The sequence below is a fragment of the Candidatus Kryptoniota bacterium genome (assembly GCA_036567965.1).
Lineage (GTDB): Bacteria > Bacteroidota > Ignavibacteria > Kryptoniales > JAKASW01 > JAKASW01.
In genome coordinates this window covers 94,615-119,223 of record DATCTN010000016.1, presented here as the reverse complement: position 1 = coordinate 119,223, position 24,609 = coordinate 94,615, and the positions used below count along the sequence as shown (strand labels likewise).

At 50.4% G+C, this 24,609-nt stretch carries 14 protein-coding genes; 6 read left to right on the top strand and 8 right to left on the bottom strand.

Annotated features, from left to right (window positions below; translation table 11 throughout):
- Positions 1-8 precede the first annotated feature (8 nt).
- Positions 9-2,045 carry a sialate O-acetylesterase gene (locus VIS48_06240; GenBank protein HEY9165746.1) on the bottom strand — a complete coding sequence of 679 codons (2,037 nt, stop codon included), beginning with the start codon at positions 2,043-2,045 and terminating at the stop codon, positions 9-11.
- Positions 2,046-2,097: 52 nt separating this feature from the next.
- Positions 2,098-3,951 (bottom strand): cellulase family glycosylhydrolase, encoded by a 1,854-nt coding sequence (locus VIS48_06235; protein HEY9165745.1) that lies wholly within the window; start codon positions 3,949-3,951, stop codon positions 2,098-2,100.
- Between the two features lie 381 nt (positions 3,952-4,332).
- On the opposite strand from VIS48_06235, the gene VIS48_06230 reads away from it, so the two are divergent.
- A complete protein-coding gene (locus tag VIS48_06230; GenBank protein ID HEY9165744.1) occupies positions 4,333-5,748 on the top strand; it encodes an AGE family epimerase/isomerase in 1,416 nt (471 codons plus the stop codon).
- Positions 5,749-6,246: 498 nt separating this feature from the next.
- Positions 6,247-6,672 (top strand): IS200/IS605 family transposase, encoded by a 426-nt coding sequence (gene tnpA / locus VIS48_06225; protein HEY9165743.1) that lies wholly within the window; start codon positions 6,247-6,249, stop codon positions 6,670-6,672.
- A 637-nt stretch (positions 6,673-7,309) separates the two neighbouring features.
- Here the strand turns inward: tnpA and VIS48_06220 are convergent.
- The 4 genes from VIS48_06220 to VIS48_06205 form a co-directional block, all read right to left on the bottom strand.
- A complete protein-coding gene (locus tag VIS48_06220; protein ID HEY9165742.1) occupies positions 7,310-8,482 on the bottom strand; it encodes a T9SS type A sorting domain-containing protein in 1,173 nt (390 codons plus the stop codon).
- A 174-nt stretch (positions 8,483-8,656) separates the two neighbouring features.
- Complete coding sequence (locus VIS48_06215; GenBank protein HEY9165741.1) at positions 8,657-9,115, bottom strand: hypothetical protein; 459 nt, start codon at positions 9,113-9,115, stop codon at positions 8,657-8,659.
- A 384-nt stretch (positions 9,116-9,499) separates the two neighbouring features.
- Positions 9,500-10,696 (bottom strand): glycosidase, encoded by a 1,197-nt coding sequence (locus tag VIS48_06210; GenBank protein HEY9165740.1) that lies wholly within the window; start codon positions 10,694-10,696, stop codon positions 9,500-9,502.
- Complete coding sequence (locus tag VIS48_06205) at positions 10,693-12,654, bottom strand: sodium:solute symporter family protein (protein HEY9165739.1); 1,962 nt, start codon at positions 12,652-12,654, stop codon at positions 10,693-10,695. The genes VIS48_06210 and VIS48_06205 overlap by 4 nt, the downstream gene beginning before the upstream one ends.
- Before the next feature lie 458 nt (positions 12,655-13,112).
- Between VIS48_06205 and VIS48_06200 the strand changes: the two genes are divergently transcribed.
- The 3 genes from VIS48_06200 (at position 13,113) to VIS48_06190 (ending at position 19,443) form a co-directional block, all read left to right on the top strand.
- The gene (locus tag VIS48_06200; GenBank protein HEY9165738.1) at positions 13,113-15,917 is read left to right on the top strand and encodes a TIM-barrel domain-containing protein; all 2,805 of its coding nucleotides are present in this window, start codon (positions 13,113-13,115) and stop codon (positions 15,915-15,917) included.
- An 18-nt stretch (positions 15,918-15,935) separates the two neighbouring features.
- Complete coding sequence (locus tag VIS48_06195; protein ID HEY9165737.1) at positions 15,936-17,840, top strand: glycoside hydrolase family 44 protein; 1,905 nt, start codon at positions 15,936-15,938, stop codon at positions 17,838-17,840.
- A 151-nt stretch (positions 17,841-17,991) separates the two neighbouring features.
- Entirely contained in the window at positions 17,992-19,443 is a 1,452-nt protein-coding gene (locus VIS48_06190; GenBank protein ID HEY9165736.1) for a nitrilase-related carbon-nitrogen hydrolase, read from the top strand.
- Between the two features lie 45 nt (positions 19,444-19,488).
- Here VIS48_06190 and VIS48_06185 read toward each other — a convergent pair whose 3' ends face one another.
- Both VIS48_06185 and VIS48_06180 read right to left on the bottom strand, forming a co-directional pair.
- Positions 19,489-19,707, bottom strand: coding sequence for a PGPGW domain-containing protein (locus VIS48_06185; GenBank protein ID HEY9165735.1), 219 nt, complete (start codon positions 19,705-19,707; stop codon positions 19,489-19,491).
- A 614-nt stretch (positions 19,708-20,321) separates the two neighbouring features.
- The gene (locus VIS48_06180) at positions 20,322-21,680 is read right to left on the bottom strand and encodes a cellulase family glycosylhydrolase (GenBank protein ID HEY9165734.1); all 1,359 of its coding nucleotides are present in this window, start codon (positions 21,678-21,680) and stop codon (positions 20,322-20,324) included.
- A gap of 465 nt (positions 21,681-22,145) precedes the next feature.
- Between VIS48_06180 and VIS48_06175 the strand changes: the two genes are divergently transcribed.
- On the top strand, positions 22,146-24,572 hold the full coding sequence (locus VIS48_06175; protein ID HEY9165733.1) for a discoidin domain-containing protein: 2,427 nt from the start codon (positions 22,146-22,148) through the stop codon (positions 24,570-24,572).
- The last annotated feature ends 37 nt before the right edge of the window (positions 24,573-24,609 follow it).

Genomic DNA, 24,609 nt, shown 5'->3' with positions numbered 1-24,609 from the left:
GCTATTGCCTACTGTTTCCAATTGTCTGTTCTGAATGTCGACGCAGGAAGACCTTCCTTATTGAAGAGTGTGGCGACATCGGTATTTGTCCATGCGTATCTAACCGCTATCGGGTTTTTCACAGAATCACTGTAGACAATCAGTCTTTGTCCGTCCACCTTCACGTTTGCTTTGACGAATACGCTGTCTTTGCCGGCGATCAGGAAATTGGTTTCGCCGGTGCTGTCTTTCATGACGAGTCCTTTTCCGGCATAGTCAAAAGAAAGGATCGCTCTTCCCTTTTGAATTTTCATAGATTTGTAAAGCGGTCCGGAGCAGAGGATCTTTTTGTGATAATCTTTGGCAAGCGCCCAATAAGCGAGTCTTAGCCCGACATCCTGCTTATCTGAAGGATGAATCGTGGTGATGCTGGCGATGTCGAGTGTGACCGCCATACCTGTGTTCGCCACCGAAAGTGTCCGTCTCTGTGCGTCACGCACGACATATGATTTCGAATTAGGACCGTACGTGAACGGAGCGATCTGTACAAAATAGAACGGGAAGTTCCCCTCGCCCCATTCGGCTCTCCAATTCTTGATCATCAGGGCAAACAAAGAACCGTAATTGTCATACTCCTCAGGTAGATCTGAATTTGATTCTCCCTGATACCAGATCACGCCCTTAATTCCATAGGGCACAATCGGCGCGATCATGCCGTTGTACAACATGGTCAGTGTATTAGGTCCGATTGTCAGAGTCGTTTTCGGCCGGGAATAAAATTCTTCGTCTTTGATCCCATAGACATAAAATTTGTTGGCAATATATTCCGCGACCGGGAGATATTTCCAATCTCCGGAAAGAGGAACGGCCTGAAGACTGTCCGGACCGTTTGCAGGATGGATCTGCATCTTAACACCATTTCCCCAGATTCCGCCGCCGCCGCCGTTGTCGAGGACCCTCACCGCGATAGTCAGGATCGAATCCGTCACGATATTTTGCGGGACGGAATAAACGCGAGGCGTTTGCCAATAACCGGCGCCCTCAAATCCGCCGACTCGCACGCCATTCACGAAAGTCCTGTCCATGTCGTCAATGGGTCCAAGCTCAATCACAAGACTTCTCCCGATCCATGCGTCAGGGATTTCTATTTTCTTTCTGAACCAGACAACTCCGTCGAAATCACCGACCTCTGTCGTTTCCCAATATCGCGGGAGTTTCATGGTACGCCATGTGCTGTCGGGAAAATCGCGCTGCGAACAGCTGCTGTCGCCGAATTCCAGACCTTCCCACTGATGATCAGGAGCTTTGGTGTTGATCTCAACTGCTGGGTGAGAGTGGATCCAGTCGTCCAGTTTTTTCACTTCGCCGCCCACCGAACCGATGGAGTCGACGAGACCTTTGTAGCGGTCTACCTGTCCGAGATATTTCCCGCTTATCCAGGATTGAACTTTTGTTCCTCCCCAGCTCGTGAACACGAGTCCGATTGGAACTTTGAGTTCCTGGTACAATTTCCTTCCGAAGAAATATCCCGCAGCGCTGAACTTGGCCGCCGTCTGGGAGTCGCATTGGCTCCACGTGCCGCCGCAGTTGAATTCCGGTGCGTTCGACACGGCTCTCGTGACAGTGAACAGCCTGATGTTGGGGTAATTCGCGTTCTGAATTTCTTGTGCGGAGTTCTGAATGAGATTTTCCGGCGGCCAACCTGCGAGCGGCATTTCCATGTTCGATTGTCCGGAGCATACCCATACTTCTCCGAGCATGACGTTCTTATAGATGATTGTCGAATCGCCGACAGTCACCGTGACCTCATAAGGTCCGCCTGCCTTCGTCGTCTGAATCTTCAGCAGCCATGTGCTGTCGGCCCTGACCTTAGTCTTCGATACTTTTCCCCAGCCGGGTTTAACGGCAATTTCAGTTCCCGGGAGCGCCCTTCCCCAGAACGGGACTTTCGCTTTCTGTTGGAGCACCATATTGTCTGTGAGAATCGAAGGCATCACTGGATAACCGGCCTGCGGCCCGGCATTTGCGAGCGCGACAAACGCGAGAAGCATTGTAAGAGTTTTCATGAGCGTACCCGAAGATTGGTTGGAAGAAAATTAGAAAGATACCGAACGTGACTCATTGGATAGTAATAATATTCGGATTCGGTTTGTGAATCTTAGAATAAATAATTTCGACTCGGCTCAGCTGCGAGATATCATTAAACTTTATTTTCAAATAGCTGCTATTCGGAGGGAATTCGGCACAAGTGTACAACGCCGGTGTGAAGAACCTGTAAAAATTCCTGTACGGCGGAAATGTTTCGAGTTTCGCGCCAAGCGGCCTGAGAGTGGTCAACGAATCGGAAGCCGATAGATCCAATCCGCATTGCGTGCTCGTCTGGAAAACTTCTACTCGAATTGAATCGATGTTTCCGGGAACATGATAAATCAGATAAGAATCGTTCGATCCCCGGAGTCTGCTGAAGTCGTTCTTTGCCTGGTATCCGAATTGATAAGTTACGAATTGCAGACTGTCCGACTTCTGGTACATCATGCTTGAGTCAGCGAGCTCGTCGGTAAGTTTCTTGAATGTTACCTCGACGGGTCCGACTTCGTTGGATGGCACCGACGAGCCGGATGAGTTTTCGGCGATCACCCGGTATGAGTAGCTCTTACCCAACTCGGCAGAAGTATCGTCGTACAACGGCCGGAAAGTTTGACCTGCATCGCTCGCACTGTCTGCAATCGTGGTCCACGACTCGGCACCCAATTCCTTTCTTTGAACCATATAGCTCGATGCGCCTGTGGAGCCTTGCCAGGAAATGTCGTACACGTCGTTGATACTCAGTAGAACTGGCGGATCAGGAACCTGAAGCGGCGGCTCGGGTAGTCCGTCTATCGCGTATGCGGACTGTCTCAGGAAATCAATTATTTTCTTTTCATTATATATGCTGCCGGATGCGAAGCCGGGGAATCTGTACGATCCGACTGCGTAGTTCTCCCCGTGCTGGTAGAATCCGCCTTCACGCGCGTGAAATCTCATGCTCCAGATCATTATTCCTGAAACGCCGCTGTTGATGACCGTGTCCACAAGCGACATCGCTTCACCAGGATTCCTGTATCCGAATTCGCCGACGAAATATGGTTTGCGACCTTTTGTCAGATCTCTGTTTGCGATAACATCATGGAGCGCCTGGTTGATTGGAGAATAATAGTGAGTCGAGAGCACGTCGAAGTTGGAATCCGCGACTTCCTGCGGGCTCAACACCTGGACGTAAGTCCCTTCAAGCACGAGATGATTCTTGTCGATGCTCTTTATGTAAGCAGCGATCGTGTTTTGCCAGGAAAAGGGTGCCTCAAGTTCGTTGCCCGTTTCCCATCCAAGGACGGCTTTGTCGTCTTTGTACATGACACCGGTGTATGTGTTTTTCCTGTTCAGCACAAAGCTGATCGTCTTTTCAAAATCGGATATCAATTGCGGGTCGGTCCAAAAATCATTCGGCTGTTTACCTCTGAACGCTGCATACTCCGCTTTTCCGCCCCACCACCACCAATTGTCGACGAATGGAATGATTAACCTCACTCCTTCTTCGTTAGCTACCTGGAGGACTTTATCCAGAGATCGGAACGCCCGCTCGTCGAACCTCCCGGGTCCCTCCACGTGACGGATGATATTCGGAGATTCGCCGACCCTTCTCACAGATAACGTATATATTCTCGCGACCTTCCCCCCAGCCATCTTGATAGCCTTCAGTGCGTCTCTTATCTCGAACTCATCGGGGAGCCTGAATGGACTCGACGCACCGAACGGCATATAATCTTCAACGTAAGCCAGGTTTGGAATATCGTACGACACGAACCTCAGCTCTTTATTGCCGTCCATGAGCTTGTCGCTCTTGGTCGTGACAAAATCATTGAACTCGCTGGAGGCAGCACAACCACAAAGCCAAAGAGTTGACATTAATAGGAAGTAAATGTGGTATCTCTTCAATTTATTCTCTCCAATGGTTCAGGAATTTACTCACGTATGCAAATACCATTTTCGTGCGGCCTAATCATTCTGATCAAAGAGCCTTGAAAGGGCGAACAGGCTGAACCGATACCAGCTATGGCAAGACATCCGACGTTCACCCAAGTAAATGTGCCAATGAATATATAAGATAAATTCCAATATTTCCCTAAATCTCAGGGCAGATATTGACAATCAAATCAATGAACTTATGGGAGGAGGCTTTCGGAGGAATTCTTGAACCCGACCGTCAGAAATGTTATCATCCTGCTGCAATGTCAGGATTTGTCCTCCATCGTTCGGCCGGCAAAAAGACAGGATTCAAATAAGACAGTCTCTATTAAATAACAAAGGTGAGTTGAAATGCCAAAAGGTCAGACTTCAAATCAGCCATCAAAGGATGAGACGATATTTCGAGAGATCCTGAATTCACTTGGGGAGAATCTTCTCGAGAAATGGTATCCGCTTGCCGTTGATAAAAAGTATGGCGGATACTTCACAGATATTTCATTTGATTTCAAACTCGAGCCGATCCAGCATAAGATGGTCGTGACGCAGGGACGTCATGTGTGGACGACGGCGAAGGCGGCGATGCTGTTCGACAGTACGACTTATGCCGAGGCGGCGAAGCACGGGTACGAATTTTTCAGAAAGAAAATGTGGGACCAGAAAAACGGCGGCTTCTTTCAGATGAGGGGCGGCGACGGCGAAGTCTGCGATTACCTCGGGTTCTTTGACGAGAAGCGGACATACGGTTGTGCGTTCGCGGTCTACGGACTCGCGGCGTTATACGAACTCACGAAAGATCCGAAAGTGCTCGATCTGGCGAAAGAGGGATTCGCATGGATCGAAGAACACGCACATGATCCGAATGGCAGAGGTTATTTCCAATTCATGACTGCGGAAGGAAAACCGTACGGCAAGAACGCTCCATATAAGACAAAAGCATACGACGAAGTTGAGGCGGGTTACAAGGACCAAAATTCGTCAATTCATCTTCTGGAAGCCTATACCGAACTTTACGGCGTATGGCCGGATAAAACGCTGAAGAACAGGCTGAACGATCTCTTATTACTAATCAGAGACACGATCACTGCCCCGGAAGGGTATATGAACTTATTTTTTGACAACGATTGGAATCCGCTGTCATTCAAGAATACCCCGAAGGAGATCAGGGAAAAGAATTACAGACTCGATCACGTTTCATTCGGGCACAATTATGAGACGGGATTCCTGATGCTCGAGGCGTCGAACATTCTTGGATCGAAAGACGACAAGAAAACTCTAACTGTGGCGAAGAAGATGCTGGATCACGCTCTCGCGAACGGATGGGACAAGGAGAACGGCGGGTTTGTCGATGAGGCATATTATTTCGCCGGTGAAAAGAAATGCACTGTCATCAAGAACACGAAGAACTGGTGGGCGCAGGCGGAAGGGCTGAATGTGCTCCTTATGATGTCGAAGATATTTCCAAATGAGGCGACGTACCACGAACATTTCCTGAAGCAGTGGAGTTACATCAAGAATTATCTTCTCGATCACAAACACGGCGACTGGTATGAGGGCGGATTGGACAGGGAGCCACATTTCAAAAATGGTCCTAAGGGTCACATCTGGAAAGCAGCATACCACACCGGTAGAGCGCTGATGAATTGCGCGAAGATGCTGGCAGGCGATTTCCCGGCGAAGAGTCCGAAGAATCCAGGGTTTGCAAAGGCAGCGAAGGAGATGAGTGAGTTTATCGAACACTGGAGAAAAATCGCTGAGGGATTGGGCTAAAGCCCGGCTGGGTTTTGTTCTCATTGCCCCGACCTGAAGGTCGGGGCAATGGCAAGGCTGTGTCGGGGCCAATGGCAAGGCTGTGTCGGGGCAATAGCCAAGGCGTCGGGGCGGTGGCAAGGCTGTCGGGGCAGAGGCCAAGGCTGTTGGGGCAGTGGCAAGGCTGTCAGGACAATGGTTCGTCCTGACCCGGCAGTGGTTCGTCGTCCTGTCAGGACAATGGTTCGTCCTGACTCGGCAGTGGTTCGTCGTTCTGTCAGGACAATGGTTCGTCCTGTCTGGACAGTGGTTCGCCCGTCAGGGCAGTGGTTCGTTCTGTCTGGAAAGTGGTTCGTCATCCTGTCTGAGCAGTTGTACGCCCGTCAGGGCAGTAGTTCGTTCTGTCTGGAAAGTGGTCATAGGAACATTGCCGCGAGCTTTAGCTCGCGGCAATGAATTAACATAGTTATTCGGCTTCAGCCGAATACGAATTCAGAAAAGGATAGGAAGGAGGGGGACATGTCTTACCTGAAATTGTGGATTCATTTTGTTTGGTCGACAAAGTACCGGGAGAAGACAATAGCTCACGAGCTGAAAGGGAAACTGATAAATCACATCATCGAGAATGCCCGCGACAAGGGCATCTACATCGATGCAATCAACTGCGTTGAAGATCATGTCCATGTTCTTGTTTCTCTTGGCGCGACTCAAAGCGTCAGCGCAATCGCGCAACTGCTCAAGGGAGAGTCGTCTCACTGGGTGAACGCGACGCGCCTCTTGAGGGGCAGGTTTGAATGGCAGGACGATTTCGCTGCGTTCTCGGTCAGTGACGGGGCTGTGTACAATGTTCGAGAGTATATTAAGAACCAGGAAGCACACCATCGTATGAAGTCATTTAGCGAGGAGTTCGAAGAAATCCTCGAAGAACAGGGATTGAAAGAGTAGATTGGGCTAAAGCCCGGCTGGGTTTTGTTCTCATTGCCCCGACCTGAAGGTCGGGGCAATGACCAATTTGGGGTCGGGGCAATGACCAATTTGATCGGGGCGGTGACCAATTTGGTCGGGGCAGTGGGCAATGCGGGCAGTGCTCTGCTCGGTGGGCGTAGTGGTCTACGCAGGAAGTGCTTCTCTCCCGGTCGGGAGAGTGACCTCTGCAGGCGGTGGTCTGTCTGCTCAAGGCAGTGGACTACGCTGGAAGTGGGCTTCCCGGTCGGAGCAGTGTTCTATGCAGGCGATGCCCCAGCGGACAATGGGCAGTACAGACAACGACACCCGGGGACGATAGCCCGCATCGAGAAAGGCGTGAGCCGAAATCATCTCGAGAGGGAAATGACGTGAGAAAGCGTTGGCCCGTGCGCACAGCGGCTCGGGTCGTGGAAAGCTTCTGCGAACGATGACTTGAATGGCAAATAGCGTTTGAGGAGATGAGCCTGCGTGAACAACAGCACCCGCGCAGAAGAACCTTTGCGGACAAACGCGTGTGTGGAAAAGTTCATTGACATTGCCGCGAGCTTTAGCCTGCGGCAATGAATTAACAATGATTTTCGGCTTTAGCCGAATATCTCAGCTGCAAATCAGAGCATTACTTCAGCAAAACAATTTTTTGCGTCTGGACAAATCCGCCGGCTCGCAATCTCAAGAGGTACGTACCACTCGATAACCTATCTGCATTGAAACGCACTGAATATGTCCCGGGTTGCTTCAGATCGCCCTCAATGATCGTTCTTACCAAACGTCCGGACATGTCGTAAACCGACAGACTAACACGTTCGGACTTATTAAGAATAAACCTCACCGTTGTGGAAGGGTTGAAAGGGTTGGGATAGTTCGGGTAAAGCACAAACTCGTTCGGCACCGAAGGATTCACGTTTTTCACAGAAGTGATCGTCTCCACCTTTACCAGCTCTATTCCATCTCCTGTGCCGAGGTTGCGCGAGTACTCTCTGTCCAGCGAATCATTCCAGTGCTCATAGACTCCGAGACTACCGAGATGGACACCGCTGCTGTCGGGATCGTACTTGATACCTGCGGGCCATGCAGTCGAGTCCGCTGCCTGCTTCAGATAGTCGTCGACTCCCGGCATCTGCACATGGTCGGATGTTCCCTCCGCAAGGCAGCGCGCTTCTGTGAACTCGGATCTCACAAAATCGTACCCGACACATTCGATCGCAACAGGATCGAACGATGCGAAAACCGATGACATGTAAGTATTGTTGAACGGCGGAAGTTTCCACTTGAGAGGAGTATCGAGCTCGTAGTCCGTCGCCCAAAGCGCGTCCATGAGATAGAACAGATTCTTACCGCTCACCACGCTACTTCCCATGAGATCCACTTGCACGCGATACCGCCCATAACCCGTTCTCGTCGCATTGACTTCATCCGGCGCGAGAAGGCCGTTGTGAAGGTGAGACGCATCTCCCCTGGTCTGGGAGCCGAAATGATTCTTCGCGAACATCGTAACGCCGGCGCGCAGATGCCCTTTCAACATCGGGACGTCCAGGACGTAATCGACATTTTGAAAAACCGTATACACAAAATCGCTATGGACCGGAGTAGAACCGACAGTGAGCACCGTATCGTTATCCGAGTAATGTATTTTTGCCGTTGTGCTTGCAACCACTTTCTCCCTGCCGAGGTTCGTGTAACCGTCGTGATCGAGATAGTGGACACCCGGGAATTGTCCGTGCCAGAGGTCATAGCAATGCTTGTATACATGTTTCAGCGGGTCTCCAACGTAGATGTTCGACTGGGACACGCCCACGACATTGACAAGCTGCTTCAGAATTGCAAGAACAATGGCCGGTGAAGTCTCCGAGACTCCGTAGTAGCTATTGTTAGCCGCACTGAGATCGTATGTATTGAAATTTCCACTCCAAGAACTGGTCGCGTTGGTCTTTATGAAGAGTTTTTCACCGGCCGAGTATCCGACTCACCCCTTACCATGATTCCTGTTGAAGTAAACAAAAATAGAATCCCACGCCGTGGAGTCATTCGTGGTCCCCGTCAGCTGCCTGATAGCAGCGGAAACCATCGCGTCAACAACTGGCTGGTTATTGTTTTCCGGCATGAACCAGCCATGGCCGTAAGAATTTAGAACGCACTTCTGATTCGTGGCGGTGGAGTCATGGACCCAAACCACCCGACCGGGGAAAATTCCTTTTGCAACGCCGGCAGGATCATTCGCATCCAGAACGATATCCGGATAGTGTACATTCCGCGAGCTGTTAGTGATATCGTTTACCCACAGCGATCCCCCGATGCCGAGGACAAAGAATGCTCCAGCATAGAGCGCGGGCGAGCTAACGATCGATTTCTTCGATCTTAGATACGCGAGCCCCGCTCCGGCGAGAACGATCAACTCGCCCACGAAACCCGATGCGATCGGCATCGCCGCTCTAACACAGGGATATATGTCAGGCGGCTTGGCTTCGTCGCCACTCTGAATATCACCCAAAGGAAAGCGGCCAATTCAAGAAAAGGAAAAAACATTCTTGATAAACCGGTGAGTTGTTTGAATCCCTCGAATCTTCCCGTCTTCGGACAGAAATATGCGCATCTCGAAACGAATGCTCGCCCTTACTCCTGACAAAGTTTAGCGAATCAATTCTCTCGATTCCTTTTAGGAAATTCCCCGCCCTCTCTCGGTGCACCCGCAAGGATCGATAAAAATATAGAGCAAACTCGGGGACGCGCCAAGACTGACACACGAATAAAAAAATGCCGTGGGACAAGAGTCGGACGGCATTCGCACAATGGAAATATTTTAGGACGCCTATCTTTTCTTCTTCTTCGTTGGTTTGAGGTTCTTCTCGATGAGTTTTATACGTTCGTTGACACTTTCGGCACTCCTGAGTCCGTCCGGTGAAGTGTTCAAAACATAATCGAGAAGTTTATTCACCGTAGAAACCGCGACATGCATCCTCGTGTCCGATGAACCGTAATAGATCAGCACATCGCCATTCGCTCTCTTAACCCAGCCATTACTGAAGACGACGTTCGATACGTCACCCACTCTCTCCTCGCCTTGCGGGGCCAAGAAATACCCGGCCGGCTCAGCAATTACCCTGTTTGGTTCTTTAAGGTCGGTGAGGAACATATATAAAACGTATCTGAGACCCGCGGCGGTGTTCCTTACGCCGTGCGCTAACTGCAGCCAGCCCTTCTCGGTCTTGATCGGAGCGGGACCCAGACCGTTCTTCGCTTCCTTAATCGTGTGATACTGTCTGTCATCGATAATGGTCTCCTTGCCTATCTCCGCACCGACAATCGTCGGAGAAAGTCCCCACCCAATGCCGCCTCCCGTACCGGCGTCGATGAACCCGTCTTGCGGACGGGTGTAGAAAGCGTACTGGCGGTCCACGAATTCAGGATGAAGGACGACATTTCGCTGTTGAGGCGATTTTGTTTTTAGATCGGGAAGCCTTTCCCAGGATTTCAGATCTTTCGTCCGGGCTATGCCGCATGTCGCAATGGCGGAAGAAGTATCACTCGCCGGTGCCTTCGGGTCTTTGCGCTCGGTGCAGAACAGGCCGTAGATCCATCCGTCTTCATGCTTTACGAGCCGCATGTCATAGACGTTCGTGTCGGGATTACCTATAAGCTCAGGCATAGTGATCGGGTAATCCCAGAACTTGAAGTTATCCACTCCGTTAGGTGACTCGGCTATTGCAAAGAAGGATTTCCTGTCTGTGCCCTCGACTCTGACCGCAAGAACTATCTTCCTGTTGAATTCCATCGCGCCGGAGTTGAATGTCGCGTTCACTCCAATTCTTTCAAGAAGGAACGGGTTTGTTTTAAAATTTAAATCGTAACGCCAGTGGATCGGCGCGTGCTCCGCGGTTAGAACGGGATGCTCGTACCTCGTGTAAATTCCATTCCCATCCTTCAACGGCTTGTTCTTCCTCGAAATGAGTTTCTTATGTTCGGAATTCAGCCGCCTAAGTCTTTCACCAAACTGCTTCTTGGTCATTTTATTTCTCCCGCAAGTTCTACTTTTGAATTCCCGGAGACTTGTTTGTCATCGAGTGAACGCTCACCGAAAGTAGCTTCGAGTTTGTCCCACCAGTTGAATTTCAGTACCAGCGACGTGCCTATCATCACCGCTACCGAAACTATCAGCGACGTGTAGTCTCCGATTACGAGAAAAACCGGTGCGGCCATGAGCGTTATCTGCCACACGATGCCGACGATTACGTTGAACATGTCCCGCTTAAAATCTCTGTTCGGCACGAACGACGGGTTGGCGTTCATGACCTTTTCTCTTATCGGCTTCCAGAATCCCCACGGGCGAACTTTCTTGTAGAAGTCCATGAGGATCTCATCACTCTCAGCGGGTGTCACGAGCGTCGCAATGATGCATCCCGCTATCGAGAGAAAGAAAATAATTGGGAACGCATTCATGCTCGGGTTGTTCGACAGCGGCCAGTCGTGAAGGAACGGAAGGAGGTTGAAGCTGTTCATCGCGAGAAGCACCAGCGAGCCCAAAATGCCGCCGAGCATTCCCCAGAAGTATCCGTGCCCGTTGAACCTCCACCAGTACCACTTGAAAACGTTCGCCGCGACGTAACCGCCATATAGAGATGCCGTGATCCAGACCATGACCTGGTTGATCGACTCGACGAAAAATCCGATCGACACGCCGACGACGACGACGAGTATCGAAGTTATGTAGCTCATCTCTACGTATCTCTTTGGAGAAGCGTTCGGATTTATGTACTTCTTATAAATGTCGTTCACGAGATAAGCCGGCGCGGCGTTGACGGTCGCAGCAAAGTTACTCATGAAGGCCGCGATCAGTCCTGCCATGAGGAATCCGAGCAACCCGACCGGTATGTAGTGTGCAAGCACTTCTGGAAGGATCGTTTCAAAGTCCGGTGTCGATATAGACCCGGCGTACAGCGCATTGAAATTCGTGAGCGCAAGGATAGTCAGTCCGGCCACCATGAAGTATCTTGCAGGATTCAGCACGACGTTGACCAGAGAACTCATCTTCGCGGCTTCCTTCGGGTTCTTGGTCGAGAGCACGCGCTGCATGTCGTAGTTCGGAGCCGGACCCGCGGCAGCAGTGAAAATTCCTTTAAACAACACCATACCGAAAAAGAGTCCGAACATCGAGTAGCCGTCGGTTCTGATCCATTCGTTGAACGCAGTCACCTTCGAGGAGACTACCGAATTCACAGTCGACCAGTCAAGATTGAGGTTCCACCCGAAGAACAGGCTCTTCCATCCTTCAGGTAGAACGGCGTTCACCATGCCAGGCGAAACGTGTACCATGGCGATGATCCCTATCGCGATCGATGCGATCGTAAGTGTCGCATACTGGATCACCTCGGTAAGCACGACGCTTATCATCCCGCCTTTCACGACGTAAATGGTGGTTATTCCCATCAATATTAGCGCGTAAAGGTTAGCATTTATGTCCGGATGTGCCAATAGAGTCTGTGAGTTGGTCACGAGTGGCGGAAGAAACGCCACCGCAAATTTCCCGATTCCCTTGAATCCGTACGACAGGAATCCGATCACCCCGATAAGCGCAAAGATGACGACAATTATATGTGATAAGGTCGAGCCCGTCCCGCTGCCGAATCTCGTTTTGATCCATTCCGCCCCCGTCATGACGTTCGATCTTCGGAGCCAGGCGGAGAGGTAAACCATTAAAAATATCTGATTGAACACCGGCCACAACCACGGGAGCCACACGCTTTTCATACCGTACACTGCAAGCCAGTACACGAGAAGCATCGTGCCAGCTATATCGAACATACCGGATGCGTTGGAAACACCAAGCACCCACCACGGCATCACGTTCCCGCCGAGAAAATAGTTGTGTATATTCTTCGCAGCTCTCTTTGTCACGAGCACACCGAGAACGACAACTATTATCAAGTATATGACTATGATACTGAGATCCACCACACTCAAATGCATTTGCCTAATTCATCCTTTCTTTGAGATAAAGAGGACATGAGCAAAGTCACGTGGGAACCGATAAGATTTTCTGAACATTACGCACGCAAACCAGCCTGAAAGAATTACATTTTTCCACGTTCGTTCATATTAGTAAATCTCGCGGAAATCTTCTACTGGTTTTGCCTTTGGCACTGGCCGAACCAAAACTTTTGTTACCCCCGTTAAACTCATTCGGTCCCCATGCTGCATTCTAATACTCAATAGTTCAGCGGCACCCGCAAACCGGGAGCGGATTTGCCTTCGCTGCGTTTCATTATCCCTCGATATATTGCGATATTAAATCCCATGGGAAAGAGGAACGAACTAATCTCTACCACAAAGCCGATCGGTCGGGCTAAGATCCTGGAATCTGCACGGATCGCGCGAACTTGAGGGCTGGCTCGGGCCCCGGATAAACGAAGAAGAGCAAACTTGACATGAAGAACTCTCTTAAGATTCTCAGTCTCCTGTCACTCGCCATCCTGGCTCTTGCAGGCAATGCGATAGGCGGAGGAGCAAACTGTACCACGATGCTAAACCTCGCAGGCGTGAAGCTTCGTGTCGAAGTCCTGACACCTGTCGTTGTCAGAGTCACACTTGCACCCGGAGATTCGCTTTCGACAAGAAAATCATTATCCACAGTCCCTGTAGATGAAGATGTGAATTGCAGAAAGGAAGAAGACAAGAATTCGATTTCAATATTCACAGGCAGGATTGAAATCGTGATCTCGAAGTCGACAGGCGCCATAACATTTTACAATTTAAAACACGAAAAGATTTTAGCTTCCGCAGGTGCGGGGAATTCCTGCTTCGTTCCGGCGATTGTGGAGGGTGAGGGCACTTACCACGTCCGACAAACTTTCGTTCTCTCGAAAACGGAGGGGCTTTACGGTCTTGGCCAATTCGAAGATCCGATCATGAACTACAGGGGAAAAGACATTCTGATCGCGCAGGCAAACAGGACCGCCGTGAATCCGTTTCTCGTTTCGACAAAGGGATACGGTATCCTCTGGGACAATCCATCGGAATCGAAATTCCACGACAGCAGCGACGGAACTTACTTCTGGTCGGAAGTCGGCGATCAAATCCAATATTATTTCGTGTACGGCCCGACGATGGACGAAGTGATCGCAGGATATCGAAAGCTCACGGGTAAAGCCCCGATGTTCGGCAGATGGGCATACGGCTACTGGCAATCGAAGGAGCGTTATCAGACTTCAAGTGAGTTGATCGGCATCGTAAAAGAATATCGTGAAAGACAAATTCCGATAGACAACATCGTCCAGGACTGGCAATACTGGGGAGACATGGACCAGTTCAGCGGAATGGTCTGGGACTCCGTACGCTATAAGAATCCGAAATCGATAATCGATTCGCTCCATGATCTGCATTCGCACCTCATGGTCACCATCTGGCCGGCATTCGGGATAAAGTCGGACATTCATAATGAAATGAAAAAAGACGGTTTCCTTTTCAATCCGGTACACTGGTGCGGTGGGAATGTCTATGACGCATGGAATCCTGCGGCGAGAGATCTTTACTGGAAATACATAAATAAGGGGCTGCTCGCAGCGGGTGTCGACGCGTTTTGGATGGACGCCACGGAACCCGAGTTCAGGTGCACCGACGACAGGTATATCACGGCGCTCTCGCTTGAGGACGCTGGACGGAATTACCTCGGGACGAATGCAAGATACTTGAACTCGTACTCCCTCGAAGACACCCGCGGGATCTACGAACACGAAAGAGAGACGACGGATAAGAAGAGAGTGTTCATACTTACACGATCCACGTTTACCGGTCAGCAGAGATTTGCGGCTGCGACATGGTCGGGAGATACATTCGCCAGCTGGGACGCTCTGAAGACACAGATCGCCGCCGGAATAAATTTCTGTGTGTCCGGCATACCCTACTGGACGAACGACATCGGCGGGTTCATAACGTTCTTCAATTACCCTGACGGCGTGAAGGACGACGCGTACAAAGAGCTTTACGTGAGGTGGTTCGAATTCGGTGCGTTCAATCCGATATTCAGATCACACGGGACCAACACTCCGAGAGAAGTCTGGCAGTTCGGATCGAATGGAGATTGGGCGTACGATGCGCTTGTAAAATTCGACAGGCTGCGATATCGGCTCATGCCATACATTTATTCAACTGCTTGGAGAGTGACGAACAACGGATATACAATGATGCGCGCACTGCCGATGGATTTCACCGGCGACAGGCGGACATTTTCGATCGGAAATGAAATCATGTTTGGCCCTTCGCTCCTTGTCCGCCCGGTAACGAAGCCGATGTTTCACCCGGCCGCCTACAACGGCATAGACATTACCCCCGATCATTTCTATTCCGCGGATGGAAAAGAACATGGGGCACAACTCGAAGTTTACCGCGGCACCGATTTCAATCAGCTAGTCCTGTCCAGGAAATTCGACGCAAGCCAGGTAGGATGGATCGGCTGTCTTCCTGTCGGGCTCGACACATGCTACAGCCTGAAGATCACGGGAAAGATCATGTCCGAAGTCAAGGGGAACTACAGGTTCTTCGTTCTTGCTGACGCGGGTGTGCAGTTGTGGGTGAACGGGAAATTACTCGTCGACAAATGGGACAATAAAGAAAGCGCGAAGTTTGAAGGAGACATTCTTCTCGATTCGAACAAGAAATATGATTTCGTATTATTCCACAGACAGTTCAGGCAGAACACAGCAAATTTAAAAATCAACTGGATCGTGCCTTCGACAGACAGTCATCCGAACGAGACAGATGTCTATCTCCCTGAAGATTCTTCCGGGTCATGGTACGATTTCTGGAGCGGACGGGATCTCAAAGCCGGACAAAATATTCTGATCGAGACGCCTATCGACATGATCCCGGTTTACGTACCGGCCGGTTCCATTATCCCGATCGGTCCGGAGGTGCAATACGCATCCGAGAAACCCGATTCGCCAATCGAGATCAGAGTCTATCCGGGGAGAAATGCCAGCTTTCAGCTGTACGAAGACGAGAATGACAATTACGATTATGAAGAAGGATTGTACGCGACAATTCTATTTCAATGGGACAATAAGTCGAAGATACTGACAATCGGTGAAAGGAAGGGAGAATTCCCGGGCATGCCGGTGGAGCGGAAATTCAACATCGTAATCGTCCACGAAGATCACGGAGTTGGAATCGATCCGACACCCGTGCCTGACAAGACGGTAACATACGACGGAAAAGAATTGAAGATAAAATTTTAGAAGTAGGGGGTAAGGAAAATGATGAGAGAAGTACTGGCCATTTCAGTAAGCCTTATCGCTGCACTCGCGGATTCTTATTCACAGACGGTAAACTTCAGCGTTAGTGTGAACAGAGATTCGGCAATCAGGATCAGTCCGTACATATTCGGCACAAACCAACTGTTAACGGGCGGCGAGAACTGGAAAGCAATGAGAATCGGCGGGAACCGCCTCACTGGATACAACTGGGAGAACAATGCCTCGAACGCTGGGAGCGATTATCTCCAGGAGAGCGATGATTATCTGACATCAGTTTTCGGAGTTCCCCCCGACAGCGCGAACGTTCCCGGAATTGTTACTGAAGTTTTTTACAGGCAGGCCGCACAATTCAATGCGTATCCCCTCGTCACTCTCCAGATGGCGGGATTCGTGGCGAAAGACAAGAATGGTATTGTGGACACAAGTCAAAAAGCACCGTCACCGCGGTGGGCCTTTGTAAAATTCTCAAAAGGAAGTCCGCTTTCTCTTTCACCCGATACGAGCGACGACACAGTCTACATGGACGAATATGTGAATTTCCTCGTGGACAAATACGGACCGGCAAGCTCGCAGACAGGTATAAAAGGATATGAGCTTGACAACGAACCGGACCTGTGGAATTCGACTCATCCTCTTCTCCATCCGGCCCAGCCGACTTGCCAGGAAATAATTCAAAGGTCCGTCGCGCTCGCGCAGACTATAAAGAACATCGACCCGACAGCAGAAGTGTTCGGACCGGTTTCATACGGATTCAACGGCTATCTCAGTTTCCAGGGCGCTCCCGATTGGAACACGGTAAGTTCAGGAAAGGGCTATTCATGGTTCCTCGACTACTATCTCGACCAGATGAAGAAAGCAAGCGACACTGCCGGCAAGAGACTTCTCGATGTCCTCGATCTTCACTGGTATTCCGAAGCACAGGGAGACGACAGGATAACGGATCCGACAGCCGCCACGACAAACGATGTTCTCGCGCGAGTCCAGGCGCCACGTACCCTGTGGGACAAGACATACAAAGAGGATAGCTGGATCGAACAATACTTTTCCTCGTACCTTCCGCTCCTTCCCAAAATAATTTCCTCCATAAATAAATATTATCCGGGGACGAAATTAGCGTTCACAGAATTCAACTATGGCGGTGAGCAGGATATTTCAGGCGCGCTGGCAATGGCTGACGTGCTCGGAGTATTCGCGAGGTTTGGAATATATCTTTCAAGCGTCTGGCCCTTGAACTCAACATCACCTTACATATCGTCGGCGTACCGGATTTACACGAATTACGACGGAAATAATTCTTCGTTCGGCGATTATTACATGCCGTCTCAGACAAGCGACACAGCCGATTGTTCGATTTATGGGTCCGTCGACGATGGAGCAAATGAAATTCATCTCATAGTGATAAATAGGAACTACAACGAACCCATCGCCGGGAACTTCACCATCTCCTGTCCCTCGACCATATCCGGTGGCACAGTTTGGGAGATAAACAGGTTCAACTCACAGATTCACCAGCTCGACACATTGACAACGATATCAAATAATTCTTTCTCATACTCCATTCCCGGTCCATCGATCCTGCACATAGTTCTCACAACGTCAGGGACGATTAACGCGATCGCATCGCGCAGCGTGCCGACCAAGTACGATCTCGCCGCATTTCCAAACCCATTCAATCCTTCGTGCCGGATTGAGTACAATATTCCAGACAACTCGAGCTCGGAGCTCGACATTTATTCGGTGCAGGGAGTACTGATAAAGTCTTTCGAGCGGCTGTCGCATTCGGGATTGCTCTCATGGGACGGGACAAACACAAATAACGTCCGTGTTGCGTCGGGAGTTTACTTCGCGATACTCCGAAACCAGTCGCATCTTTTCGCGACTCAGAAGCTTCTTTTGCTGAAGTGAGAGCGCGCCCCACAAGCAGACCGCGAGCGCAGAGGTTGCCCAAGACACTACATTGGTGCGTCTCAGTCAGGATCAAAACGAGGATTAGGACCGGGATATCACGTCTCGCCACTTTGAATTCCTCATCTCTACTGATATATTCCTCGAAAACATGACAACGTCTGAAAGCATCAGAACATATCGCCGGCCATGGATAACAGGATTAATCGCCGCGGGTGTATCGGGAGTCCTCTACTTTTTCTCCACGGGACTCAATCCGGTGGGTGCGCTCCTTTTCATCGCACCGCTTCCCGTCCTCGTTGTCTCCCGCCGGCTCTCGGCTGGAAAAACATTTGTCGTTTCTTTCCTGGCGTCGGCGATTGGCACGATGAACTTTGCAGTCTATCTCGCGGTATTCATGCCGCCTCCGCTCCTGATTTCCACGCTCGTTTTATTTTCGGGAGTCTTCGGGCTGACGATTCTTGCGCACCGTGCAGCGCAAATCAGATTGGCACCGCTCCTTTCACCCTTTGTTTTTCCATCGACATGGACAGCGTTCGAATTCCTTCGTTCGATCGCATCGCCGAACGGAACGGGCGGAAGCATCGCTTACACACAGACGAATTTTCTCGCCCTCATCCAGGTGTCTTCGCTGACCGGCATGTGGGGAATTGTCTTCATTGTTACGCTGATTCCAGCCGTGCTCGCAGTAGCGTGGAGTGTAAAGTCGTCTATGAAACAAATTATGGGCGCGCTCGCTATTCCCGCTTTGATTGCTGCGTTTGTTCTGGTGTTCGGCTACGTTCGAATGACGCGTGACTGGAGGCCGCAGGCGATGCCTGTCGGGCTTGCGGTCACAGATACGACAATAAAGTATTTCCAATCTGAAAATCCAGCGGAATCGCTTCCGGTCATCAGAGCGTACGCGGATCGGGCAGCGGATCTTTCCGGATTCGGTGCGAGAGTGGTAGTCCTCCCCGAGAAGTTCGCCGCGGTAACAGTTAAGTCCGACTCAATCGTGAGAACCATTTTCTCACGGACTTCCATGCGTGACAGTATCGTGATCGTCGCGGGACTGAATGTGATCGGAACCGACCGCGATACAAATGCGGCGACGGTGTACTTTCCCGACGGAAAAATACTGAACTATAGGAAGAAGTATCTCGTTCCCGGGTTCGAATCGAAATACTACTCCGGGAACACCCCGCTCACTTTCTCTGTCGGCGAAAGAACCGCCGGCGTTGAGATCTGCAAGGACATGGATTTCCCTGAATGGTCGAGAGAATACGCGGCACGCGGGGCGACGATTCTCTTCGTGCCGGCGTGGGACTTCACGGTAGACGGAGAACTTCATATGAGGATGGCAATACTGCGCGGAGTAGAGAACGGATTTTCGATCGTCCGCTGCGCGCAGCAGGGGCTTCTCACCGTCAGCGACTTCAGGGGAAAAATAATCGCGGAAGAACCGAGCTCGAAATCGCCGGAAGTACTTCTGTTGAGTCTCGTTTCGCCCGGTCCGGGAAGAACTTTCTATTCGACAATCGGGGACTGGTTCGGGTGGTTGAGTGTCGCGGCAACGGCCGCGCTCATACTTACAATGTTGCCGGGCACACGAAAAGACTGACCAGCATTTCCCTGTTGAGCCGGCAACGCTGCGCGATTTGATTCTTTACGATTGATCGCCATTGTTTTTCTTTTGAAAGCGTTTCCTGACGTGATGGAGAAGGTTTCTAGCCCAGAGAAACTCTGTCCCGAGTATCGCGAGCGCGAGAAGAACGACGAGGAGGCCGGGTGCAGGGAGAACGAACATCACGACTCCACTGATTAGGAGTGTGAAGCCCACGACGGCTATCATAAGTCTGCGGATTTGTTTGATCGTTTTGTTCATCATCGAACTCTGTCGGCTACAGGCTCAGGGTTTAGATTCAATCGGATTTCTCGGATCTGCCCTCCCTGACAAAATGGCGTCATTAGAGTAAGATTAATTCAGGAATTTTCCAACCGAAACTTTAATGCACGACGAGCATTCTTGATGAATGGACTTGAGAGTTGTTGCAACGAGGCCATTTTGAGAAGAACTCGGCACGAACAGAATTGTAACTCTGTCGATACAATCAAATCACTTGAGCATCAACATTTTCTTTGTCGAAGTGAATGCACCTGCAGTGAGCCTGCAAGTGTAAATTCCGCTTGGTAAACCCGTTCCCTCAAATGTTGACTGGTACTTGCCTGGTATCTTATTTTCATCAACCAGAGTTCGCGTTTCCCTCGACTCGATATTACACTGAACGCACTGCACTGAACCACCCGAATATTAACTGATATTAAGTCCCGCTGACTTAGAAGAAGTTATTTGTTGATATGCGAAATAATCAAGGCTCTGAGTGTGCGGGGGGCATTTTACGGCGGCGATCTAAATTCCATAAGAGGAAAGGAAGAAAACCAGGCGCCCAATTTCGTGACCGATTCAATTCTTGAGGGAAATGACGCGAATTTGTGAGATCACTTCCTCAATTCAGCAAGCTTTTTCTGTTCCAGAAGACTTTCACTTTTCCGGAGCGCAATCATCTCCATTGCGTTCCGATTGAAAATGGCAAGGGTTGTAGTGTCCACATCGTAAATCGAGTTGAGACCCTGAGCTTCCTGAGGCGGGTCTCCTGTAAAAGGGTCACCCGGCTGCCATCTGTCGTCCGGGTGGAGTCCTCTCCCTTCTCCGCCCCAGCCCCAGACATTTGTGCCGGCAATAGGCGCGCCGGTGGCGGCGCTGTCGTAGATAATCCTGAGGATCTTCCTGAAATACCTGTCTCTCGCGGTCGTCGGAGTGCCGGGCTTGCAGAGCTCGCTGTCGCGCGGCATTCCGAATTCCTCCATGACAATCGGTTTGTCCAGCACACGCGCCAGTGCGATATGTTTGTCGATGTAACCGATTGCATTCGATTCAGTCCTCGAATAGGTCTTGTCGATGTTCTTTGCGTCGAACCATCCCCAGTTTTTCGGCCAGAGATGAAATGTCAGATAGTCTATATACTTCGACCGGTTGCAAGTCACGAAGATCGTGGAGTCTTGCAGGTTGCCGATTAGTCCTTCGCTACCTGTTGTCACAAGGTGATTCGGATCGAGGGCGTGGATGAAGTGCGCTGTAGAATCTATCCATTGGTAATACTGTTGAAGATACCTATCATCCCGACCTGGACGAGGTTCGTTCGCGAGTTCCCACGCCATTATTGAGGGCTCTTCATAATAATAACGGCCGTCATACTGGTTTCTTCTCGTCACGAGATCCGTAACAAAATTGTAGAAGAGGGATTGTGCTTTTTGATTCACGTAGAATGAAGCGGAGTAGTCCATGAAGGCCGCATAATTTCCATTTGCGGCATCGACACCGCCACCGCCATTCGCCCAGTCGACGTATTGCGCCATGCCGCCCGACCACTCCCAGTAATTGTTCAGGAAAATCACTGCGTGCATGCCCCTCTTGTCCAATTCTGAAAGAAGGAAATCCAGTCCGTCCAGTAAATTCTCGTCGTAGACTCCCGGCTTAATCTGGATCGCAGGTTTGAGAGAGTTCTCTATATATGATTCCTCAGAAGCACCGAGGACGCGCAGGTTAGTGATGCCAAGCGATTTCAGATCGTCGAGTTCTCTGAGGAGTCTCGGCCTATCGCCTGTATTGCCCGTCGAGCCGAGGTAACAGCCGTCCCACATGTTTGTTCCGGTATAGTAGAACGGTTTGCCATCGAATTCAAATTGCATCCCGTCGACTCGCACGTAATCAGGTTTACCCCAGAAAAGAAAACTTGAGCACGCCTCCAGGAAGGACGCCATAAGAACCGAACACAGCAGGATGAGAATTTTTTGCATCACTTTTTCCTCAGAAGAGATTGCAGTCATGAAACATTTATAAAAGATATAAACAATCTGACAATAAAGGGAGAATCTGTGATCCCTAGCAGTGGGCTACTTTCAAAGTGAAATGACATTTGTGTTTTTTTTGAACGCCGTAGAATACTCAACGATGGGACATTTCAGTAGCGTCAAAATAGCCCACTACCTGATCCCTTATGGGTCCCTGTTCATTTCTATGTGATTATCGTAAGTATTTCATCTCTTCGGAATCTGCATACGATAATTCGTTTTGTCACGCTAAGGTGCAGGAAAATCGGCATCAGGGAGTTCGCCTGTTTTCAACGGTTGATATTGATTATTTTCGTTAAAGTTCATACATAATCAGTCGATCAGGGACTCGATGGGAAATAATGTCAGGATAACGTTTCGAGGGATCAAAGCGTCGGACATTTCAGAATCATTATTAAAACTGGAGGTAAGATGAACGCAATCTTTACGAGGTTATTCATAAAGATGAATCCGGCGATCTTGTTATTGGCGTTGCCGATAATGATCGGATTTACATCTGAACCCGTTCGTTCTCAATCCAGGACTCACTACGCGAACAAGGAAATTTTCTTGAGCGGGATCAATATCGCGTGGGTAAATTACGCTAACGACCTGGGTGCAAGTCCCGACCTCACACAATTCGCCACCGAGTTCAAGACTGTTCACGACAATGGTGGGAACGTTTTGAAATTCTGGATGCATGTCGACGGTGTACAAACGCCTGTGTACAACGACACCGGATTGGTGACCGGGCCCGGGCAGTACATGATCCAGGACCTCAAGCAGATCCTCTCGCTTGCGAGTCAATATAGCGTCGGGATTATGATGACTTTATGGTCGCACGACCTGCTGAGCACAGATGAGCTGGACTCGGCCCAATTATACCGGAACGCGAAACTATTCACCGACACTGCGTACACCATGGCGTACATAAGAAACGCTTTGATTCCGATGGTCGACTCCTTGAAAGGCAACCCGGCAATCCAGTCGTGGAACATCGTGATCGAGCCGGAAGGGTTCAGCGACGTGCTCGGCTGGGGCAATCGCGTGCATGTGCCGATTGCCGACATTCAAAGATTCGTGAACCTGATCGCCGGCGCAATCCACCGCACAGACACGAGCGCACTTGTTACGCTGGACGCGAACACGATGCAGTCAAACACTGACGTGCAATCGCCTGCCGGCACCATCCAGGGTCAGTTCAACGTGAGCAGTCTTTCTCCGCAGCAAGTAAGTCAGTACACAAATGAATTCAACATTCTCCACCGGACTAACATGACCACCGCCGACTGGGTCGCGTACATGCAAAAGATCTCGCTGGCGGGAAATACAAACTACTACACCGACGCGCGCCTCAAGGCAGCAGGCGGAGATAGCGACGGTACGCTCGATTTCTACACCGTCGACTACTACAGCGGAGCGGGAACGTCATACAGTCCTTTCCTGCATAATTGCAGCGCATACATGCTTGACAAGCCCCTTGTCATCGGAGAATTCTTTATGGCGCCGACCGACGGGCTTGCCGACGGGGTCTTATATCCCAGGTTATACAATAACGGATATGCAGGCGCGCTCATGTGGGCCTGGGCAGAGGATCAGACCAAGACGTCGTTGACGGATACATGGAGTGCACTGCAGTACATGTTTGCAAATTACAGGAACGATATCATCGTGTTCCCGAAGACCGGAAGCATATATGTATTCAGTGCGACACCGGGCACGATTCAGAAAACAGACAGCACAGTAATTAGATGGGATGCGGAGCCCGGCTCGACGGTCACATTTAACGGCTTGAGCGAGTCATCGGTTAAGGACAGCGTGATAGTCTCGCCTCTCGTAACCACCTCTTACACCTTAACCGCCTCTGGCATGGTGAACGATACGTCGAGGCTGACGGTCACAGTCCTGCCGACGGGAAGAATCATGAGCTTTAAGGCAACTCCCCTTCAAATCGGTACAGGAGAGAGCACTTCGCTTGTCTGGCAGGTGGTCAAAAATTCTACGGCCACACTTAACAATGCGACTGTGCCGGTCGTAGATTCCATCGTGGTTTATCCGGATGTGGTCAACAATACTTACACGCTTCTCACCGAGGGAGACGAGCACGATTCGACGACGATCTCGATACAGGTTCTCCCGCCGGATCAAGTAGACAGGGCATACCAAGGAACGGTGACTGCTTCGTCGAACGATACCGTAACATACACCTTCAGCAATCCTCAGAATATTGTCGATGGCAACAACTTCACGCGTTGGCAGGCTTCCGCCTCCCCGACGGCTCAATGGGTTAGGATTGACATGGGAAATTTGTTTGCCGTCACCCAGGTTACCATCCGGTGGGGAAACCATGCATACGCGAAATCTTACTCTCTACAGCTCGCTCCTGACAACGTGAATTGGATCGTGGTAAAGTCACAGTCAAACGGAACCGGCGGTACAAACTACGTCGAGACGGTTTCTGGATTGCAGGACACGGCGAGATACCTCGCACTCTTGTTACTAAGCCAGGGGACCAACGGAGCTTACTCGATTGCAGAAATAATGGTTCAGGGGACGCTTGCTACGGGTGTGCGATCTACAAATGATTTGCTTCCAAAAACATATTCACTGTCTCAGAATTTCCCGAACCCATTCAACCCGTCGACCCGTATAAGATTCGCGCTGCCGAATGCGGGAGACGTGACACTGACCGTGTACGATGTATTGGGCCGGGAAGTAGAAACGCTTCTTCACCAGCGAATGTCGCCGGGAAATTACGAATTGGATTTCGATGCTTCGCGACTCAGCAGCGGTGTTTACTTCTATTCGTTAAGAGCCGGGAGTTATTTTGTGACTAAGAAGATGTTGCTTTTGAAGTAGACCGGACATCCCGAGTGATTTTGCGGTCCTCCTGGAT

Coding starts and splice junctions, on each gene's coding strand:
- VIS48_06240 (HEY9165746.1), bottom strand. CDS start 2,045: ATGAAAACTCTTACAATGCTTCTCGCGTTTGTCGCGCTCGCAAATGCC.
- VIS48_06195 (HEY9165737.1), top strand. CDS start 15,936: ATGATGAGAGAAGTACTGGCCATTTCAGTAAGCCTTATCGCTGCACTC.
- VIS48_06230 (HEY9165744.1), top strand. CDS start 4,333: ATGCCAAAAGGTCAGACTTCAAATCAGCCATCAAAGGATGAGACGATA.
- VIS48_06175 (HEY9165733.1), top strand. CDS start 22,146: ATGAACGCAATCTTTACGAGGTTATTCATAAAGATGAATCCGGCGATC.
- VIS48_06200 (HEY9165738.1), top strand. CDS start 13,113: ATGAAGAACTCTCTTAAGATTCTCAGTCTCCTGTCACTCGCCATCCTG.
- tnpA (HEY9165743.1), top strand. CDS start 6,247: ATGTCTTACCTGAAATTGTGGATTCATTTTGTTTGGTCGACAAAGTAC.
- VIS48_06190 (HEY9165736.1), top strand. CDS start 17,992: ATGACAACGTCTGAAAGCATCAGAACATATCGCCGGCCATGGATAACA.
- VIS48_06185 (HEY9165735.1), bottom strand. CDS start 19,707: ATGAACAAAACGATCAAACAAATCCGCAGACTTATGATAGCCGTCGTG.
- VIS48_06210 (HEY9165740.1), bottom strand. CDS start 10,696: ATGACCAAGAAGCAGTTTGGTGAAAGACTTAGGCGGCTGAATTCCGAA.
- VIS48_06215 (HEY9165741.1), bottom strand. CDS start 9,115: ATGCCGATCGCATCGGGTTTCGTGGGCGAGTTGATCGTTCTCGCCGGA.
- VIS48_06205 (HEY9165739.1), bottom strand. CDS start 12,654: ATGCATTTGAGTGTGGTGGATCTCAGTATCATAGTCATATACTTGATA.
- VIS48_06180 (HEY9165734.1), bottom strand. CDS start 21,680: ATGCAAAAAATTCTCATCCTGCTGTGTTCGGTTCTTATGGCGTCCTTC.